This is a genomic window from Bacillus sp. A01H (assembly GCF_045277205.1).
Taxonomy (GTDB): Bacteria; Bacillota; Bacilli; order Bacillales; family Bacillaceae_G; genus Bacillus_A; species Bacillus_A paranthracis.
On sequence record NZ_CP117702.1, the window covers coordinates 3562275 to 3584156 of the forward strand.

General features: G+C 38.2%; 13 protein-coding genes and 2 pseudogenes. 4 read left to right on the plus strand and 11 right to left on the minus strand.

Translation table 11 applies throughout. The features are described from left to right. Window positions 1-5: 5 nt before the first annotated feature. From PSR14_RS18810 to hutP, 7 genes and pseudogenes are all read right to left on the minus strand, one after another. Window positions 6-1133 (minus strand): alkene reductase, encoded by a 1128-nt coding sequence (locus tag PSR14_RS18810; RefSeq protein ID WP_000204380.1) that lies wholly within the window; start codon window positions 1131-1133, stop codon window positions 6-8. 565 nt (window positions 1134-1698) lie between these two features. Next, window positions 1699-2161, minus strand: a pseudogene (locus PSR14_RS18815) (CarD family transcriptional regulator). Between the two features lie 260 nt (window positions 2162-2421). Further along, window positions 2422-3393 (minus strand): formimidoylglutamase, encoded by a 972-nt coding sequence (gene hutG, locus PSR14_RS18820; protein WP_098487062.1) that lies wholly within the window; start codon window positions 3391-3393, stop codon window positions 2422-2424. Further along, window positions 3372-4643 carry an imidazolonepropionase gene (gene hutI / locus PSR14_RS18825; protein WP_000887556.1) on the minus strand — a complete coding sequence of 424 codons (1272 nt, stop codon included), beginning with the start codon at window positions 4641-4643 and terminating at the stop codon, window positions 3372-3374. The genes hutG and hutI overlap by 22 nt, the downstream gene beginning before the upstream one ends. A 12-nt stretch (window positions 4644-4655) precedes the next feature. Then, window positions 4656-6314 (minus strand): urocanate hydratase, encoded by a 1659-nt coding sequence (gene hutU, locus PSR14_RS18830; protein ID WP_000416706.1) that lies wholly within the window; start codon window positions 6312-6314, stop codon window positions 4656-4658. Between the two features lie 23 nt (window positions 6315-6337). Next, on the minus strand, window positions 6338-7855 hold the full coding sequence (hutH, locus tag PSR14_RS18835; protein ID WP_000631850.1) for a histidine ammonia-lyase: 1518 nt from the start codon (window positions 7853-7855) through the stop codon (window positions 6338-6340). Between the two features lie 103 nt (window positions 7856-7958). Then, on the minus strand, window positions 7959-8399 hold the full coding sequence (hutP, locus tag PSR14_RS18840) for a hut operon transcriptional regulator HutP (protein WP_000926516.1): 441 nt from the start codon (window positions 8397-8399) through the stop codon (window positions 7959-7961). Window positions 8400-8593: 194 nt separating this feature from the next. Here hutP and PSR14_RS18845 point away from each other — a divergent pair, with 194 nt between their 5' ends. After that, entirely contained in the window at window positions 8594-9541 is a 948-nt protein-coding gene (locus PSR14_RS18845; RefSeq protein ID WP_113732606.1) for a class I SAM-dependent methyltransferase, read from the plus strand. A 13-nt stretch (window positions 9542-9554) separates the two neighbouring features. On the opposite strand, the gene PSR14_RS18850 is transcribed toward PSR14_RS18845, so the two are convergent. After that, window positions 9555-10127, minus strand: a complete 573-nt coding sequence (locus tag PSR14_RS18850) for a DJ-1/PfpI family protein (RefSeq protein WP_000722213.1) — start codon at window positions 10125-10127, stop codon at window positions 9555-9557. Beyond that, window positions 10124-10711 (minus strand): annotated as a pseudogene (locus PSR14_RS18855) (AAA family ATPase). The gene PSR14_RS18850 and the pseudogene PSR14_RS18855 overlap by 4 nt, the downstream one beginning before the upstream one ends. 245 nt (window positions 10712-10956) lie before the next feature. Between PSR14_RS18855 and PSR14_RS18860 the strand changes: the two are divergent. Further along, a complete protein-coding gene (locus PSR14_RS18860) occupies window positions 10957-11253 on the plus strand; it encodes a hypothetical protein (protein ID WP_000262403.1) in 297 nt (98 codons plus the stop codon). A gap of 103 nt (window positions 11254-11356) precedes the next feature. Beyond that, window positions 11357-11797, plus strand: a complete 441-nt coding sequence (locus PSR14_RS18865) for a DUF2621 domain-containing protein (RefSeq protein WP_000889384.1) — start codon at window positions 11357-11359, stop codon at window positions 11795-11797. A gap of 30 nt (window positions 11798-11827) precedes the next feature. Here the strand turns inward: PSR14_RS18865 and PSR14_RS18870 are convergent, their stop codons facing one another. Further along, window positions 11828-12883 (minus strand): hypothetical protein, encoded by a 1056-nt coding sequence (locus PSR14_RS18870; protein WP_000896225.1) that lies wholly within the window; start codon window positions 12881-12883, stop codon window positions 11828-11830. Between the two features lie 50 nt (window positions 12884-12933). Further along, a complete protein-coding gene (locus PSR14_RS18875; RefSeq protein WP_000896247.1) occupies window positions 12934-14004 on the minus strand; it encodes a hypothetical protein in 1071 nt (356 codons plus the stop codon). A gap of 277 nt (window positions 14005-14281) precedes the next feature. On the opposite strand from PSR14_RS18875, the gene PSR14_RS18880 reads away from it, so the two are divergent. Beyond that, a complete protein-coding gene (locus tag PSR14_RS18880) occupies window positions 14282-21850 on the plus strand; it encodes a hypothetical protein (protein ID WP_406644046.1) in 7569 nt (2522 codons plus the stop codon). The last annotated feature ends 32 nt before the right edge of the window (window positions 21851-21882 follow it).

A 21882-nucleotide genomic window follows, 5' to 3' on the forward strand; every position in this document is an offset into this window, starting at 1 on the left:
TTTATTCAAATTAATGTAGCAAGATGCTCTTTCGCGTCATATTCAACTAAACTTTCAGCATGTTTAATTCGATGAACAAAATCTGGATTAGCAATTAACGGTCTTCCGAATGCAGCTACGTCAATTGTTCCTTCTTGCAACGCTTCTTCAGCTTCTTTCGGATTCAAATTACCAACCCCAACAATCGTACCATCCCAATATTTTCTTACTAATTGATGAAAATTCTTTCCGTCAGCAATCACTTGCGTATAATTCATCGTTGAAGGATGAATCATCGTTAATCCAACTTCTTTAAACATATTTACAAATGTTTCAATTGCCAGCTCAGGGTTTTCCCACATATAAGTAGGATTATCCCCTTTAAAAGCAGAGAAACGAAGAAGTGTTTTATCAGCTCCAACTGCTTCTATTACAGCCTCAGTTACTTCTTTCATAAACGTTAATCTTTGCTTTAAGTCACCGCCATATTTATCAGTACGCTTATTAGCAAACTCATAAGTAAATTGATCAATTAAATATCCGTGTGCACCGTGAATTTCTACCCCATCAAACCCAGCTTCAATCGCATTTTTTGCAGCTTGTGCGTATTGACTGATAACTTCTTGTATTTCTTCTAATGTCATTGCTTCTGGTGTATCGAATGGTTTGCGAAAACGTGGAACATTCCCTTCTGCAGCGATGGCAGAAGGCGCTTGGGGCATTTGCCCACCAATTATTTCATGATGACTCATACGACCAACATGCCATATTTGAGCAATAATTGTCCCGCCTTCTTTATGTACTGCCTCTGTAACAGGTTTCCATGAATCAATTTGTTCTTGCGTATAAATCCCTGGTACTCCTGGGTTTCCTTTTGCTCTTGCGCTAATAACGATTCCTTCTGTAATAATTAATCCAACTCCGTCAGCAGCACGCTTTCTATAGTACTCCACTACATCAGCACCAACTACTCCAGTTTCATTGTCTGCAAAGCATCTTGTCATCGGTGCCATTGCTATGCGATTACGAAGAGACCAAGCTCCGACTTGAATCTGATCAAACAACTTCGTTTCTTCAATATTTTCAAAAGATCCCCAAGCGTTTACATTTGTTCCTTCATAAATACTTGCCGCTTTCTTGTTCGAACTTGTCATGTTTCTTCCCCCTAAAAAAATTCTTACTACAATCGCATCATACTTACTTTTAGATAGTAACGTCAATTTATACGACTTTTCTATAAAACATTCGAATATCCCAAAAACAGAATGCTATAAATAAACTAAAAAGGTTTCCTTAGTAGGAAACCTTTTTTAGTTGATCATATATGGCTGTCAATTTCTTCATCTCTTTAATATAAAGAATCCCTTATCAATAGAAGTGAAAATGGTTCAGTATTCTTCTAAAAATAATAACTTATATACCTAAAACAATGAAAGCCCTACCTCTCTTTCATCCTTACGGCTCCTCGTCCGTGCCAGTGTGAATCAGGATTGCAAAAATCAAGTAACTATTTTATCGAAGTATTGAATTAAACTTCGAACATTCGTAAAAGAATTAAAAAATAAAAATGGATTTGATTGTAGTAATAACAAAAGAGGTTAATGCTCTAAAAGTGGTTTGAAAGAGTTGAATGTCTTTGAAATGATTGATTGTCTATAATTATGTTCCCAAAAAATTCAAAACCTTTTTTGGGATACCATATATTATTTGTAATGAACCTTAACAAAAGCTTTTTATTTGATTTTCTGTGATACCTTCAATTAATCCCAGTTCACTAATCAAAAATTCATGTGCGTTATCTAACATTTTCTTTTCGCTTGCATTAAGTGCCTTTTCTTTCTGTATACGCATTAAATCACGCACAACTTCAGCACCTTCTTGCATTTTACCCGTTTTTATTTTATCAGTGTTCAATTTATATCTTTGTTTTCCACGTAAGTAATCTATCTGATTCTCCATGTTGAAAAATATTTATTATGTGTATTAATGCCGTGATATCCGTTACTGGTCGTATATTTGAACTCAATATTTTCCCTTCAGGAATCATTATTTCCATATTACTAGCCGACATTTTTATAACATAATACTGTTGTTTTTTTCCTGCGATTTCCTTCTCTTCTATGGCTTTAATTATACCTGCTCCTTGCATTGGATAAACAATGTTATCGCCAATTTGAAACAAATAATCCACCTCCATATATGGTAACCTTCTCAAATTTAACACACTTTTAGTTTTTTAGAAAAGTTTTTATTTTATCACAAAAATATTTTACACGTCAACACTTCAGAAGCAAGAAATTAAATTCACACAATACACTATAAAAACCGCAATTTTATTAACGGTTCCACACACATTCATTCTCTTTTAACATAAAAACACATCACTACATTTGAGTAGTAATGTGTTTTTGATAAAGCGTAAATAAAAATCTACTTTTCCGTCTATATACTAACCTGCTTACTAACTGTCTCCCTCGCCAAAAGAAAACTCATAATCACTTGCGCAGCTACTCGGCTCGTCATATCTCTGAAATCAAGGGTTGGATCAATTTCTACAATATCCATCCCTTGAACGAGAGGTTCTTTACCAAGAAATTCAATCGCATCCAGTAAAGTCGCACTATCCATTCCGCCAGGACCAATCGCTGGACAACCTGGCGCAAATGCTTGATCTAGTACATCCATATCAAGAGAAATATAAATAGAAGTCACGCCTTGCTTTCTTAATACTTCGATACTTTTCGTCATAATATCTTTTATTTCTCGCTCTCGTACATCTTTCATTGTATACACTGTCACGCCATGTCCTTTTGCATATTCATGGTACGCTCGTGCATTTGAAAAATTACGAATACCGATTTGAACGAGTTGTTTTCCTGTAATAACACCATTTTCTAGTAAACTACGGAACGGTGTACCATTTGACGGACCACCATCTTCTAAATTGCGCAAATCATGATGGGCATCAAATTGAATAATACCGACCTTCCCTTTACTATTTGCAAATCCTGTTATACTCGGAAAACTAATCGAGTGATCCCCACCAAGAACGATTGGTATCATGTTCGGATTTACTTTCGTTACATGACCAACTGTTTTCGCAATTCGGTTATGACTTTCTTTTATATCCGTCACATGCATCGTAATATCGCCGCAATCATATAAGACACTTTCTTTCATATCATGTTCTTCTGTAATTGCGTACGTGCTATATGCATCTAACATCGCACGAATTGTTTTTGGAGCAAAACTTGCTCCTGAATGACTAATAGACGGTTTAGAAAGGGGTGCTCCAATTAAGGCCGCACCGAATATTTCCACGCCTTCCTCCCAATCTTTGATCATTTCACTCCATTTTGTCACTTCACGATCGATAAACTTGGCATTTTTCTTTAAATAGTGGCCGTGCTCCACGATTGTTCACCTCTTGTATATGCGATATTACCATTCTTCCATACTGTATTTACATGACTTACGCCGTAATGATACGGTACGTAAGCATAATTGTAAGCATCCCATAGCACTAGATCTGCCTTGCGACCTACTCTAATTTTCCCAGCTACGTCACCACGATTAATTGCGTAAGAAGAGTTAACTGTTACGGCATTCCAAACTTCTTCTGGTGTCATTTTCAACTTCAGCATTGCGATGCTCATAATAAGCTGAATGTTTTCCGTTGGACAGCTGCCTGGGTTAAAGTCTGTAGCTAAAGCTACCGCAACACCTTCATCGATCATTTTACGACCGCGAGCAAAGCTTTCTTTATTTAAATAGAAAGTTGTTCCTGGTAATAAAGTGGCTACTGTATTAGAGTTTGCAAGCATTTCAATTCCTTTATCAGAAGCACCAACTAAATGGTCCGCTGATGCTGCACCAATTTCAGCTGCCGCTTCCGCACCACCAAGAGGATCAATTTCATCCGCATGAATTTTCACATCAAAGCCAAGCTCTTTCGCTTTTAATAAAAACTCTTTCGACTCTTCAACAGAGAACACGCCTGTTTCGCAGAAAATATCAACAAATTCAGCTAATTGCTTCTCTTTCATTTCTGGCAGTAAGTCTAACATCCATTGTAAAAATTCTTTCGATCTACCTTTATACTCTTTCGGAACTGCATGAGCACCTAAAAATGTAGAAACTAAATCGATTGGATGCTCTTTTTGTAATTGTGCAGTTGCCTCTAATTGTTTCCATTCCGTCTCATCATCCAATCCGTAACCACTCTTCGCTTCTACAGTTGTAACTCCGAAAGATAGCATACGGTCTAAATGAAATTTCGCTTTTTGAACAAGTTCTTCCTTCGACGCTTTTTTCGTTGCATTTACAGTTGAAAGAATACCTCCGCCTTGTTCTAAAATTTCTAAGTACGGCACTCCTTGCAATTTTAATGCGATTTCATTTTCACGAGATCCACCAAATACAAGGTGAGTATGCGGATCAACAAGACCAGGAGAAACCATTTTCCCGCCGCAATCAATTACTTCTTTCGCTTGTAATCCTTTCGCTTCTTCTGCTGTTCCAACGAAAGTAATTACGCCGTTTTCAATCCCAACCACACCGTTTTCGATAACAGGAAGCGTGTTCATCGCTTCCCGTCTTAACAAGCCATCTTCTTGATCCATTGTTAGTAATTGACCGATATTGATTAGTAAAGTGTCCAGCATGTTTTCTCCTCCTTATTTCATCATTGGAATGTTAACGCCTTTTTCTTTCGCAGTTTCCACAGCTAAGTCATATCCTGCATCCACGTGACGAACAACACCCATACCAGGGTCAGAAGTTAATACGCGCTCAATACGTTTTGCCGCTGCTTCTGTTCCATCTGCAACGATAACCATTCCAGCGTGAAGTGAATAACCCATACCAACGCCGCCACCGTGGTGAACAGATACCCAGCTTGCACCGTTTACACTGTTAATTAATGCATTCAAAATTGGCCAGTCAGCTACTGCATCACTACCATCTTTCATCGCTTCTGTTTCACGGTTTGGAGATGCTACTGATCCGCAATCTAAATGGTCACGACCGATAACGATTGGTGCTGATAATTCACCATTTGCAACCATTTCATTAATGATGCGACCAAATTTCGCGCGCTCACCGTAACCAAGCCAACAAATACGTGACGGAAGACCTTGGAACTCAACTTGCTGACGAGCCATACGGATCCAGTTACATAAATGCTCATTATCAGCAAACTCACGTAAAATTACTTCGTCTGTTTTATAAATATCTTCTGGGTCACCAGAAAGCGCTACCCAGCGGAATGGTCCTTTTCCTTCGCAGAATAATGGACGGATAAATGCTGGAACGAATCCTGGGAAATCGAATGCATTTTTCAAACCTTCATCAAAAGCAACTTGGCGAATGTTATTTCCGTAATCAAATGTAATTGCGCCTTTTGCTTGCATAGCAAGCATTGCTTCTACATGTTTTGTCATGCTTTCTTTTGATAATTGTACGTAGCGCTCCGGATCTTCTTCACGAAGTTTTGCTGCTTCTTCTAATGTGTAACCTACTGGAATATAACCGTTTAATGGATCATGAGCAGATGTTTGATCTGTAACTAAATCTGGCGTAATATTACGCTTCACTAGCTCTGGTAAAATCTCTGCCGCATTTCCTAATAAACCAATAGAAATCGGTTCTTTCTTCTCTTTATACTCGTTCGCAACCGTTAATGCTTCTTCTAATGATTCTGTATACATATCACAGTATCTCTTTTCAATACGGCGATCGATACTGCGCTTATCAACATCAATAGCGATAACAACACCGCCATTCATCGTTACAGCAAGAGGTTGTGCACCGCCCATACCACCTAAACCAGCAGTAAGTGTTAATGTACCTTTTAATGAACCACCGAAATGTTGGCGTGCCGCTTCACCAAACGTTTCATATGTCCCTTGTAAAATACCTTGTGTTCCAATGTAAATCCAGCTACCTGCTGTCATTTGTCCATACATCATAAGACCTTTTTTCTCTAGTTCACGGAAGTGATCCCAGTTCGCCCACTTCGGTACTAAGTTTGAGTTCGCTAAAAGAACGCGAGGTGCATCTTCATGTGATTTAAAGATTGCAACTGGTTTTCCTGATTGAACAAGTAATGTTTCATCGCTTTCTAACGTTTTTAATGAATCTACAATTGCATTGTAGCTTTCCCAGTTACGAGCTGCACGGCCGATTCCACCATATACAACTAATTCTTCTGGCTTTTCAGCAACTTCCGGATCTAAATTGTTCATTAACATACGAAGTGCAGCTTCTTGCACCCACCCTTTCGTTTGTAACTCAGTACCTCTTGGTGCGCGAATTGTTTGTTTAACTTTTTCCATTTCACTCTCTCCCTTTTCTCATTTTATAGTGCTGCGTTTACATCTAATCTTTCTTTTATCGAATAATTCGTTTTTAACCAATACGCAATATTTTCAATATCCGTTGAGAATATACGGTCATTAGTAATAGAAGGTACTTGTTGACGACCTTGATGATAGAAGCTCTTCGTCACTGTACTCATGTTTTCAATACCGCGATATTCTGCTGCTTGCATCGCACAAATCATCTCAATTGAAAGAACACGTCTTACATTTTGAATAATTTGATGTGCATGGCGTGAAGCAATTGTTCCCATACTTACGTGATCTTCTTGGTTAGCTGATGACGGGATTGAATCAACACTCGCCGGATGTGCTAACGTTTTATTTTCAGAAACTAGTGACGCTGCAGCATATTGCATAATCATTGCACCAGACTGAAGTCCTGGTTCTGGACTTAAAAATGGTGGTAAATCGTTTAACTGTGGATTTACTAAGCGTTCAATACGGCGCTCTGAAATATTTGCAAGTTCTGCCATTCCAACTTTTAAGAAGTCCATCGCAAATGCAATTGGTTGACCGTGGAAATTACCACCTGAAATTACTTTTTCTCCGCCATCAAAAATAAGTGGATTATCTGTCGCGGCATTCATTTCAATTTCTAATTTTTCTTTCACATAATTTAAAACTTGCCAAGAAGCACCGTGTACTTGCGGAATACAGCGAAGTGAATAGGCATCCTGCACACGTAGTTCTCCTTGTTTCGTTGTTAATTTACTATCATGAAGGATGTCACGAATTCTGCTTGCTACTTCTACTTGCTCTTTATAACCACGTGCTTTATGAACATTTTCATCAAATGCATCAATAATGCCTTGTAAACCTTCAATTGTCATAGATGCAATTAATTCAGCTTGATAAGCCGTTGCTTCTGCTTCTATATAAGAAAGAACTCCTTGCGCTGTCATCGCCTGCGTACCATTAATTAACGCCAGACCTTCTTTCGCTTCAAGTTCAATTGGCTCAAGACCTTCTTCTGTAAGAGCGACCATTGCATGAACGCGTTTTCCTTTATAGAACACTTCACCTTCGCCTAATAATACGAGCGCAAGATGAGATAAAGGTGCTAAATCGCCACTCGCACCAAGTGAGCCTTGTTGTGGAACAACTGGGTGAATTTTACGATTTACAAACTCAAGAAGCATATTTACAACGAGCGGTCTAACACCAGATACTCCTTTAAGCATCGTGTTTGCTCGTAAAATTAACATACCGCGTGATACTTCTTCAGGGAATGGCTCGCCTATCCCACATGCATGTGACTGAATTAAATTATGTTGAAGTGCCTTTACATCATCTTTTTGAATTAGCACATCACTAAACTTTCCAAATCCAGTTGTAATACCGTAAACAACTTTTCCGTCCTCTACAATTTTCTCAACTACTTCGCGGCACTCCGCCACCTTTTGCATACTAGTTGGACAAGCTGTTACACCTTCTCCTTCAAGTAACAACCTCTTCATTTCTTCAATTGTCAATGTGTGTCCTGTTAACGTAATCATTGTTTTTCCTCCTTAAAAAGGCAAAAGGGGACCTTATCTTTTTAAGACAGACTTCTGTCCTAAAAAAGTAAGGCCCCCTTCTAACTAATAGACTATGGGCAAATCATATGTGATTAATTCCTAAACCAATCGCCTCATGCTCAGATCCTTTTACAGGTGCACCAATCGTTCCATATAATGCAACAGCAACCCATTCGCCCTCTTTTTTTCCGTCGTACGGTGTACCGCGCACAATCGCAAAGCGAAGTCCTACTGTACGAAGAACGTCTGCTAACTGAATTTGACCTCTCGTCACTCCGTACAAAGCTTCCATAATTGCGTGATAAAGTGCATGTGTTTCTCTGTAAACGTCTGTTTCAATAACTTGGTTGCTCTTAGCCGCTGTTTCCATTGCTGCGACAACCTTTTGCGAATTCATCGAACCCACTTTCCCCGTACAATACTTCCACCCTTTTGGGATAGATAATACAGGGCTTTCATTCTCATCCGCAAGTGCCAACAGCATGGCCATACGACCAATTCGATGTGTTCCTTGAAGAAGCATGTGACTCTCTCATTTCTTTTAATTATTTGAATATTTCTTAATTTAAGAATATATGAAAACGGTTAAATCGTCAATAGTTTAAACTCACATTCAAACAATTTTTTCATCCCCTCCATTTGTGTACACAAATGATTTACACAAATTTTTCAGGCGTGTTATAGTCTCACTAACCGATACAAAGGGGAGAGATTTCAGTGACAAAGCGAAAAAACATTCATTTTCGAATTGAAGAAAAATTACTTGAAAGGTTTGAAGCTGCACTCCATTACGAAGGCTTAAAGAAAACCGACGTATTAACGCACGCAATTCAGCAATTTTGCACGAAGGTGGAATGCGAAAAGATGAATGATGTAAAACGCCAGTACAATGTAAGCCACCATTTACAAATACGTATTGATACGCATAAACATTACGAAGAAAAACAAGTGAATTTAGATGAAGTCGTCATGGATCATTTACAACTTCAAGGAGACGAGAAAATATTAGAGGTTGGGTGCGCTAACGGAAAATTTCTTTCCTTTTTGCAAGCGAATGGCCATAAAGGTCAATTAACAGGTTTTGATCAATCAGAAGCCATGCTCTCTGAAGCCACTAAAACAAATACTTTAATTGAATGGAGACTAGGTGACGCTGAAAAACTTCCTTTTGAAGCCAATTGCTACGACTGGATCGTCGCAAGACATATGTTATATCATATGAAAGATGTTGAAAGAACTATCCAAGGGTTCCATAAAGTAATACGTCCTGGTGGCTCACTTTTAGCTACTACAAATTCTGACGTTACATTACCTCGTATAGTTGAAATGTGTAATCGCATGTTAGACGCATTTGATTTACCGAAAACAACATCTTCAGTCACGCCATTTTGTTTGGAAAATGGTAAAGAGATATTACAGTCTGTTTTTTCAACTGTTGAAGAAGCAGTTATTCATAATGCTCTCGTTTTTCATCATGCTACTCCAATTGTAAACTATATTTCTAGCATGTTTCCGTCGCTAAATATACCTGATAATACACATCTTCACGCCGAAATGAAGGAATGGCTAAAAGAAGAAGTAGAAAATGAATTGGCAATTCATAACGGTATATGGCGCGATCCGAAAACGTTAGCCATTTATCGATGTCAAAAAGAAAAAAGCTAGCAAATGCTAGCTTTTATACATTCTCAGGCAAAAGCTCCTCCATCATCACATTCCCCTTACCACTGTAAAAATTTATATTGTGTTCGTTCGCTATCCCAAAATAAGAGGCAATCGCTATTCCAAATGGTACAAATGCATGCCCCTGCGCTGTAATAATGTTTGAATGTTCCACAACTTCTTCATACACAAAATTTTCTACTGGAAAACAATCTAATTTTCTATAATCCATAGTTACTGTATACGAGTTTTCTTTGAATAAGCCTGCTTTTGCTAGTGCATACGGTCCCGCACAAATAGCAGCTACTAATTTTTCTTGTTCGTGAAACTGACGGATGACTGAAAAGAGTCCTTCTGCATCCTTCATATGTATCGCATCTCCGCCTGGAATAATAATCCCCTCATATTCTTCTACACGTACTTCACTTAATTCTATATGCGGTTGCACTTGCAAACCTGTTTCACTTATAATCAATTCTTTCGTTAAACTCGCTGTAATAATTTCATATTTATTTTTCAACAATGCCGTTGCTACTGTTATTTCAAACTCCGCAAATGTTGGGTATACAAATAAAAGTATTTTTTTCATATCCCTCTCTCCTTTAACCAATCCATAAAATATCCCTCTAATTCTTCCGCTGTTAATCTATTCGTGTCCACATAAGTTACAGGAAATTGTTTATACCAGTCTTTTTCAGTTTCTACTAATTTAAATTGCTCCTCAAATGTACTTCTGTTTCTTGTTCTATCATTATTTTTTCTATTATATAAATTACTTTCCGAGCCATCTAAATAAAAAATAGCATCTGAACGACATTCTCTTAATTTATATAATTCATCTCTTAATGCAGTTTCTATATCCCACTCTTCTCCTATAATCTTTGGATAAAAGAGCGTAAAAAACTCAATATCTTCTGGCCCGCGATCAAAAATTACAACTGAATCTTTTACATTTTGAAACTCCTTTATTTTTGCTTCCATAAACATTTTTTGATTTAGAATAAACCCTTCTTTTAAATTTATATCCAAATTTAATACTCTTCGCTTTTCTACAATTGGATAAGGGTTTTCATATATAACTGAAAACCCACATTACTCTAACCTTTTAGCCAATGTCGTTTTTCCGCTTGCCATCGGTCCTTGGAGTGAAATTACATATGCCATTCCTCTCATTCCCTTGCGCTTTAGTAAAACTATAATATACAGAATCTTGAAAACTATCAACAAAATATATATCATCTTGTTTCTTATTCTTATCTAACATATAATAAAAAATAGAGATTATGACGGACGCATTAATAATGTAAGCTTGGAAATCCAAGCTTACATTATTTTTTGCTTTCCCTTTTCAAATAAAAAGAGTATACTAGATTAGAACGTATGTTCTTAATGATTACATACAGTAAGGAGATAAGACAATGGTATACGATACAAAAGCAATTTCTTGGAACGAGTCTTTAAAACAACTTCAACGCCGCTATACAAACAAACAAGTTGACCGAAAAGAATTTGAGGATATTGAACTGATGGAATTCTTCCGCGATAACGACTACATTTCTTTACCTACACATATAAGCGGCCTATCAACAGCACGTTTTACTTCTTACTCTATTTTCACAACTGAAGATAAAGATCGTAAAGTTGGCACATTAATCATTGAATATGTAGAAGATGATAATAATAATTTATGTGTGGAACAACTATACTTCGTTTAAATGATAACGCTTGGTCAAAATGACCAAGCGTTCTTGCTTTCTATCAATCTCACTGTTTATAATATAAATAAAAGAAAACCGCAATCATTAAGGGGGGATACTCTTGCTCGAAGGATGGTTCAGTTGGTTTATTGTACTGTGGACTGTTATTTTATTAGGACTTATGTCTATCGGTGGATACTTTATGTTCAGAAAATTTTTAAAACGACTACCAAAAGAAGATGGTATGTCCATTTTAGATTGGGAAGAGCACTATATTAATAAAACGAGGCATTTATGGGATGACGAACAAAAACAATTGTTAGAAGAGCTCGTAAGTCCTGTTCCAGAGCTATTTCGCGATGTTGCTAAATCAAAAATTGCTGGCAAAATCGGTGAACTAGCCTTACAAGAAAAAGCCTCTCAAATTACACAAGATTTAATTATTAAAGGGTATATTATTGCTACACCGAAGCGTGATCATAAATTTTTAGTAAAAAAACTACAAGAAAAAAAGATTGATTATTCTCATTATCAATCTTTACTAACAAAATCTACCTCATAAAAAAAGATTGCTAACTTATAGCAATCTTTTTTAACTTACAGTTACTGATTTTACTGCTGTTAATTTAGCCTCCGCCAAGTCTATTTGTAATCCAACCGCACTTGTATAAATTGTATCTCCAGTACCTGTAATATTTACTTGTGTAGATGTCGTATTTGGTGCAATAGAACCTGTTGCATTTACATTTGTAATATCAAACTCAGCTCTTGCATTTGCAGTTGTAGTCGTTCCAGAAAAATTCCGATCTGCAAAACTACCAATTGTATTTAAATTTCCATTAATATCATTTACTTGCCCTCTAAAAAAGTTCCCTATTGGATTATTTGGTCCTGTTAATGTCACAGAGTTCAATTGAAAATTATCACCTGTAAAATTCGGATCACCATTTACCGCCATTACAAAAGCTCTTGCTGTCACCGTCCCTGTAGCTGGTGTAAAAAATCCTGAAATGGTTTGTGGTGTACCGGATAATAAAAAACCTGGAAATAAACTCACATTTCTCATCGGATATGAGGAATCACGATATACAACAATCAACGACCATCCTGCACCATAACCAACTGGCTGACGCGTAGGTAATCTTGTCACACTATATCTTCCTGCTGCTCGATTCGGTAAACCTTGCAGTAAAGGTGTAACGTCTGCTGCTCGATTATAAACATTGGCTATAAAAGGGAGATTTGTCCCTTCTGATGACCATGCTGAATTAATTGTCACTTGTGTACTCGTTCCATCAGGCGTAACTAAATTTGGAGGATTCGCATCAACAACAGCAGTTGTAACAGCCGTATCCAATCCACCTGACCAAACAAGTAACGCAAAATCTACAACCGCCGTAGCTGGAACGATAGTAGTTGATGGATTTAATTCAGCCCATGAGCCATCTAATGTCCAATCATTTGTTGTACCTCCAAATGTATTCGGGTCCGTCGATGAAGGAACTCCTCCAAAAGTAGAATCTGTATTTAATGTTATAAGTGCATTGTAAGCAAAGTTTGTATTTGCAGTACCGCGCATTCCCATCGTATTACCCGTATGCATCATAAATAAGTTATCGTTTTTACCGTAAGCTTGAACAAAAGCCAATAGAATTCACTCCTATTAGGATAAAAAATTTTATTAAAGTTTTCAATTTTTTAACTCACTATTACTGATTTTGTAGCAGTTAAACGTGCCTCCGCTAAATCTATTTGTAAACCGACAGCACCAGCGTAAAGATAATCAAATGTATTTGGGATATTCACGGTAGTAGAAGTAGAACCGGCTGTTAACACGCCATTTGCGGGTACATTTGTCACATCAAACTCTGCACGCCGATTAGTCGCAGAAGTACCAATTGGCATATTTCTATCCCCAAAACTTCCGACTGTATTTAAATTTCCCAAATAATTATTTACTTGTGAAGCAAAAAAGTTATTTATTAAATTATTAGGTCCTGAAAGTCCCGTACCGTTTAAGTTAAATCTATCACCTGTCGCATCAGTATCACCATTAATTGCCATTGTAAATACACGAGCATTAACCGGCGCTACAGCTGGAGTGATAAAATTTGAAATCGTTGCTGTCTCACCCAATGTAGAAATGAGTAAACCAGTATATAAACTAACATTCCTAATAGGATATGAATTATCGCGATATACAACAACCAATGCCCATCCTACGCCTGTCCCTTGCGTCGGAGGATTTGCCGTGGGAACCCTTTCTACAAAATAATCCCCCGCTGCTCGATTTGAAAGCCCTTGTAGAATATTTGTTACATTTGCAGCACGTGTATAAATGGTACCTTGAAATGTTCCGCTTGATCTCGTCTCTCCCCATGCAGGAACACTCGTAATTGTATGAGTGACCCCATCCGGTGTTTGTAAAGTAGGTATATTGTTATTTACCACCGTTTCTGTCACAGTTGCACTCAATGTTCCTTGCCATACTAGCATTGCAAAGTCTACAGTTGCTGTTGCTGGTACATCTGTTACTGAAGGATTAAGTCTTGCCCAAGAACCATTTAATGTCCAATCATTTGTCGTTCCCGCAAAAGTTAATGGATCTACCGAAGAAGGAACTCCTGCAAAACTTAAATTTGTATCTCTTGTTATTAATGCATTGTATTGATACGCCGTCGCTGTTGTAATACCACGCATGCCAACTGTATTCCCTGTGTGTACCATAAATAAAGAGTCCGTTTTCGTATATGTTTGTACAAAAGCCAACAATTCCACTCCCCTTCCATATAAGATAAATATTTATTCGCTATTTCATTTAATGCAAACAAGTAAAAAAAGTTCCATTTGTATATGCACAGACTAATTTGGGCAAAAAAAAAGCCTTTGCCTATTCCTATTCATTTAAATTTGAATAGGATGCAATGACGAGCTCATTTTATACTAATATTTACACATAGTATTGTTTCTAGATTATTAAATAATGCTATTTGTAAATATTCCATGCCTTGACCGGATTTAAATTTATACAGAAAGGACGAATCTAATGGCAATAGCAACAATAGGAAGTCGTTTAACCTATACAATCGTTGTCCAAAATACCGGAACACTTCCTGCCCAAAACGTTACATTTACAGACCCCATACCCGCTGGCACTACTTTCGTTCCAAACAGCGTTACAGTTGATGGCGTTGCAACAGCTGGAAATCCTGCTACTGGTATTCCCATTAGCAACATTCCTGTTGGCGGCTCTGTTACAATTACCTTTCAAGTAGATGTTACAAGTGTCCCTACCCCACCAGTTGCAAGTAACGTAGCATCATTTGGATACGAATTTCAACCTGCACCTAACGCACCCACTATCACACGTACGACAACAAGCAATATTGTTAATACAGATATTTTCACAGCTAATGTCGCATTAACAAAAGCAGTAGATAAAACAATTGCTACTATCGGTGATACGATTACGTATACAATTACGGCCACAAATCAAGCCACATTAGCTGCTAATAATGTTATCATTACAGACACGCCTCCTGCCGGCACATCGTTCGTACCGGGTAGCGTTACAGTTAATGGTACTTCTACTACAGATAATCCTGCTACTGGAATAAATGTAGGAACGATTGCTGCAAACGGGAATGCTACAATTACGTTTCAAGTTCAAGTTCAAGTTAATACTCTCCCTACACCTAACCCTATTCCAAATAGTGCAACTTCAAGCTTTCAATATAATCCACCAAACCAACCACCAATTAACAGAAACTCTACAAGTAATATAGTTGAAACACAAATTAATGCTACTATCATAAATCCAACTAAAAGTGCAAACCAACAAATTGTGAATATTGGTGACATCATTACGTATACGATTACTGTTCCAAATAACGGTAATATTTCAGCGACAAATGTTTCCATCACCGACCCTATCCCTACTGGCACTACTTTTATTCCAAACAGTGTTACAGTTAATGGAACGGCACAATCTGGCGTAACTCCAACAAATATTCCGCTAGGTACAATTCCTGCTGGTCAAACTACAACTGTCACATTTCAAGTCCAAGTCACTTCCCTCCCAGCTAACGGAACGATTACTAACGAAGCAAATGTAACATTTACGTCGCAACCGAATCCGGCTGAACCCTCAACAACCACTACGATAACACCACCTCCAACAACTACTTCTGTACGAACTGCAATTGTAAATCCAACAAAAACTGCTAGTCCACAAATTGCTGATATCGGTGATATTATTACGTATACGATTACTGTACCAAATACAGGAAACATCGCTGCAACGAACGTTATTGTAACTGATCCAATTCCAAGTAGCACTACATTTATTCCGAATAGCGTCACAATTAACGGTACTTCACAACCTGGCGTAAACCCTTCTGGTGGTATACAAATTGGAACAATCGCAGCTGGTAATACTGTCACTGTCACTTTCCAAGTTCAAGTTACCGCTCTCCCAGAGAATGGCCTAATCCGAAATATCGGAACCACAACATTTACGTATCAACCAGATCCTACAAAACCAGCTATTACAACAACAAACCCTACACCACCTACTACTACTCCTGTTAACACCGCTATTACAAACCCTGTTAAAACGGCGGATAAAACTACTGTTGATATTGGTGATGTTATTACGTATACGATTACTTTCACTAATGATGGTACGATCCCTGCTACAAATGTAGTTTTTACTGATACCATTCCTACTGGTACAACATTCATTCCGAATAGCGTAATCTTAAATAATGTACCGGTTCCAAATTCAAATCCCGCACTAGGAATCCCGGTTGGAACAATTAATCCCGGTGAAACCAAAACACTATCTTTCCAAGTTCTTGTTACACAAATTCCAGCTGGCGGTGTTATTGCAAACGAAGCTTCAACGACATATACGTACCAGCCAGATCCAACAAGACCGCCGGTTACCACAACCGAACCGACAGCACCTACTACAGTCTCTGTTAATACCGCTACAGTTAACCCTACAAAATCTGCTAATCGTACTTTCGTTGATATTGGTGATGTTATTACGTATACAATTAGTTTACAAAATAACGGCACTGTTCCCTCAACAAATATTGTACTAACAGATCCAATTCCAAACGGTACAACATTTATTCCAAATAGCGTCACGATTGATGGTATCTCACAACCTAACAGTAATCCTGAAAACGGTATATCGATTGGTACTTTAAATCCAAATCAAGCAAAAACAATTACATTCCAAGTTCAAGTTACAAGTGTCCCGCCAAATGGAATTATAGAAAACCAAGGCAGTGTGTTATTTAATTATATTGTTAATCCAAATGAGCCTCCTGTTACAACAACTACCCCAACTCCTAAAACAGAAACTCAAGTTGGGACCGTTATTACAGCGCCTACAAAATCTGCCGACAAACAAGTTGCTGATTTAGGAGATACGATTACCTACACGGTCACATTTACAAATAACGGGACCGTTCCGGCTACAAATGTAGTCGTTACAGACCCTACACCTAACGGAACTATTTTCGTTCCAAATAGTGTTACAATCGATGGCATTACAACGCCAGGAGCAGCCCCATCACTTGGTATACCACTTGGTACCATTTCTGTCGGAGAAACGAAAACAATCACGTATCAAGTTGTCGTTACAAACTTACCACCTGATGGAATAATTAGAAACCAAGCATCCTTCACTTACCAATATCAACCGAACCCAAGTGAGCCTCCTGTCACAACAACTACCACCACTCCAAGTGTAAACATTCCAATTAATAATCCTAATCCAACGACTACAAAATCTGCTGATCGACAAGTTGTTGATATAGGGGATACGATTACTTTTACTGTAACATTCCAAAATAGAGGGACCGTCCCCGCTACAAATGTTATTATAAAAGATACACTTCCATCTGGTGTTTCTTTCGTTCCAGGTAGCGTTGTCGTAAATGGCACATCACAACTTGGAGAAAACCCTGAAATTGGTATACCCGTCGGCACTGTAAATCCCGGTCAAAGTATTACAGTTACGTTCCAAGGTGTAGTAAATAGTATCCCGCCCGGAGGAGTTATTAGAAATCAAGCAAATGTTACATTCACATACGAGCCAAATCCAAATGAACCTCCCGTTACGACAACTATTACAACTCCTGAAACAGAAACAGCAGTTAATACCGCTACACTAAATCCACAAAAAACAGCAGATCGCTCCTTCGTTGCATTAAATGATGTCATTACCTATACTCTCTCATTTCAAAACACCGGTACTGTTCCTGCTACGAATATAACAGTAATAGATTCTATCCCTGCCGGTACTGTATTTATTCCAGATAGTGTTACGATTAATGGGATTCCTCAAGCAGGAACAAATCCATCATCAGGAATTTCACTTGGAACTTTAGCGCCATCCGAACGCGCAACGATTACTTTCCAAGTACGAGTAATAAACATCCCTGCTAGCGGCGAAATCCGAAATCAAGGTAGTGCAACATTTAATTATCAACCGGATCCAAATTTACCTCCAGTCACAAAAACAGAAACAACTCCTGAAACAACAACTCCTATCCAAACTGTAGTCATAAGTCCAACAAAAACAGCAAACCTTACGTTTGCAGAAATTGGCGATATTGTAACTTATACTGTCACATTTACAAACCAAGGAACTATACCTGCTACTGGTGTAACAATTACAGATTCTTTACCACCGGGTACAACTTTTATTACGAATAGTGTTACTGTAAACAATGTCGCTCAACCCGGCGTAAGTCCAGTCACAGGAATTCCTGTTGGAACAGTTAATACCGGCGAGACAGTTACTGTTACATTCCAGATTCAAATAAACGCTATTCCTCCTAATGGAAAAATAGAAAATACAGCAAGTGTTACCTACACTTCTCAGCCTAATCCTAGCGAACCTCCTATTACAACAACAGAAACGACTCCTACCGTAACTTTACCTGTTCGTACCGCTAACCCGAACCCGCAAAAAACAGTGGATCGTGAGTTTGCAAGTATTGGTGATACGCTCACTTATACAATCACCCTTCAAAATACTGGTAATATACCTGCAACTAATGTCATTATTACAGATTCTATCCCTACTGGAACTACATTTATCCCTGGTAGCGTTACGATTAATGGCATTCCACAACCTAATTTGCCCCCTGAAACAGGAATCCCAGTTGGCACATTAAACCCTAGACAAGTAGTGACTGTTACTTTAGAAGTACAAATAACAGCTTTACCACCAAATGGCATTATCTCAAATGAAGCAAATGTCACTTACACATCTCAACCAGATCCGACACTCCCGCCTATTACAACAACCACACCGACTCCAATCGCAGAAACAATTGTACAAAATGCAGAATTAGAGTCAACAAAAACAGTAGATTTGCCAATCGCTAACATTGGCGATGCACTCACTTATACAATTACCCTTGAAAACACTGGAAATATTCCTATGACAAATGTATCTGTCATTGATCAACCACCAGTAGGCACACAATTTATTGTAGATTCTGTTACAGTAAATGGCCTTTCACAACCAGGTGTTGATCCAAGCATTGGGATACTCATTGGTACAATACAACCAAATCAAATAATAACCATTACGTTCCAAGTAACGATTACGAATATACCGCCTAACGGGGTTGTTACAAATGTCGGTTCAGTCAGCTTTACATCTCAGCCTAATCCAAATGAACCTCCTATTACGGAAACAGAGACAACACCACCAGTTAATACTGAAATCATTAATAGTATTATTAATCCATCGAAAACGGCTGATCGAAACAACGTTGATATAGACGATATCATTACGTACACCGTTACATTCCAAAACTTACAAACTGTTCAACTAACAAATATCATTTTTACAGATTCGATTCCAGTTGGTACGACTTTCATTCCAAATAGTGTAACAATTAATGGTATCCCAACTAGTGATGTTGATCCAGCTCTTGGCATTCCTCTTGGCACATTAAATCCTAGTCAATCAGTTGTTGTAACTTTTCAAGTTCGCGTTGTTTCCATACCACCTAACGGAATTATTATAAATGAAGCTACTATCACCTACACATTCCAACCTAATCCTGGAGAACCTCCAGTAACAGTGACTACTCCAACGCCTCCTACTACTACCAATGTCAACACGGCAACAACAAACCCTACAAAATCCGCTGATAAAGTATTTGCTTTATTAGGTGACACAATCACCTATACAATCTCCTTACAAAATACAGGAACTGTCCCTGCAACAAATGTACTTGTAACCGATCCTATTCCAGCTGGTACTACTTTCATTCCGAATAGTGTTACGATAAACGGCGTCACGCAACCAGGTATCGTTCCTAGTTCCGGAATTCTTATCGGTACATTAGAACCTAACACTTCAGCCGTCGTAACTTTCCAAGTTCAAGTAACTTCGATACCACCGACAGGCTTTATCGAAAATGAAGGGATCGTTTCATTCCAATATCAGCCAGATCCTACTAGACCACCTGTATCTGTTACTACGCCTACACCTACTACAAAGACGCAAGTAAGTGAAGTTACTATTAATCCTAACAAACAAGGTAACCCTCAAACTATTAATCTTGGTGATACTGTCACATATACAATTACGTTCCAAAATGTCGGGAATATTAATGCGACAGATGTTATTATTACAGACCCTACTCCATCTGGTACTACTTTCATTCCGAATAGCGTTACGATTAATGGCGTCACGCAACCTGGAACAAATCCAAATAATGGTGTAAACGTTGGGACTGTAACTCCAGGACAAATTGTTACATTAACTTATCAAGTTACTGTAACTGAACTCCCACCAGACGGTATTATTAAAAACACTGCAACTGTCACTTACACATTCCAGCCAAACCCTAGCGAACCCCCTATTACTATTACAGATCCTACTCCAACTGTTGAAGTATCCGTTATTACACCTACACCTAACCCAAATAAACTAGCCGACAAACAAATTGTAGATATAAATGAAATCATAACGTATACTGTAACCTTCCAAAATCGCGGATCAGTCCCTGCAACTTCCGTTATCATTACTGATCCGTTAGCAAATGGGTTAACGTTTCTTCCAGGTACTGTTGTAATAAATGGCATTTCAGATCTTGGAGCAAATCCTGTTGTAGGTATACCTGTTGGAACAGTCAATCCAAACGATACAATTACTGTTCAATTCCAAGCAAGAGTCACAAGTGTACCACCTGGTGGTATTATTCGAAATCAAGCAACTGTTACTTTCACATATGAACCAGGTCCTGGTGAACCTCCTATTACAATTACAGACCCTACTCCAATTAACACAACGAATGTAACTACAGCTATATTAAATCCGAAAAAAACAGCCACGCCGGAAACAGTTACTTTAGGTGATATCATTACGTATACGATTTCTCTCCAAAATACAGGTACCATTCCTGCTAATCATATACTTGTAACTGATACAATTCCTATCGGTACTTCGTTCATCCAAAATAGTGTAACAATTAACAACGTGCCGCAACCAACTGCAAATCCATCAGCAGGCATCCCAATTTCAACACTTGCTCCTTCTGAATCCGCAACGATTTCTTTCCGTGTCCTAGTTACTTCAATTCCACCAAGCGGAGAAATTCAAAACCAAGGTAACGTTTCCTTCCAGTACCAACCCGATCCTACTAAACCACCTGTATCCGTTACTACGCCTACACCTACTACAATTACTCCTGTAAACGTTAGGACTATTAACCCGATAAAAACCGCTGATAAATCCATCGTTTCAGTAGGTGATACGATTACATTTACTATCACATTCCAAAATGAAGGTACGATTCCTGTCACTGACATTTCTGTTACAGACTCACTTCCTGTCGGCACATCATTCGTTCCAAATAGTGTCACAATTAATAACATTCCCGTTCCAAACGCAAATCCATCCACAGGCATTCCAGTCGGAACTCTTAATCCAACAGAATCCGTAACTATTTCATTCAAAGTACAGGTTATTACACTTCCAGCTAATAGAATGATTACAAATATCGCATCCATTACGTATACTTCTCAACCCGACCCTACTAGACCACCTATCACAACAACGACTACAACACCACCAATTACGATAGAAGTAAACCCTAATGAGCCAAACACATTTATTAAGACCGCAAATGTAAATAGCGCCCATCTCGGTGATTTCATCACATATACACTTACCTTTACTAACAATGGCACCATCCCAGTAAATAACGTACTCATTACCGACCCACTTCCTCCTGAAGTTACTTTCTATCCAAATTCAGTAACAGTAAATGGAGTAGCACGTCCCGGAACTAGCCCAACTATCGGTATTCTTATCAATACTGTTAATCCAAGTGAATCCGTTGTTGTTCGTTTTATCGTTCAAGTAACAGCAGAGCCACGAAATGGTCTCATTCAAAATACCGCCCGCATTCGCTATACACTCAGACCAGATCCTACTAAACCACCGACTTTCGTTGATGAAACTTCAGAGCCAAACATTATTCCGTTTATCGGTCCGTTCGTCTCACCAAATTTAAATTGTTTCTTTAATGGGGAACGTTTTATCCGGCGCGGTTGGAATAGAAGATGTTAGCAATATAAAATAAAAAGACAGCGTCAAAAAAC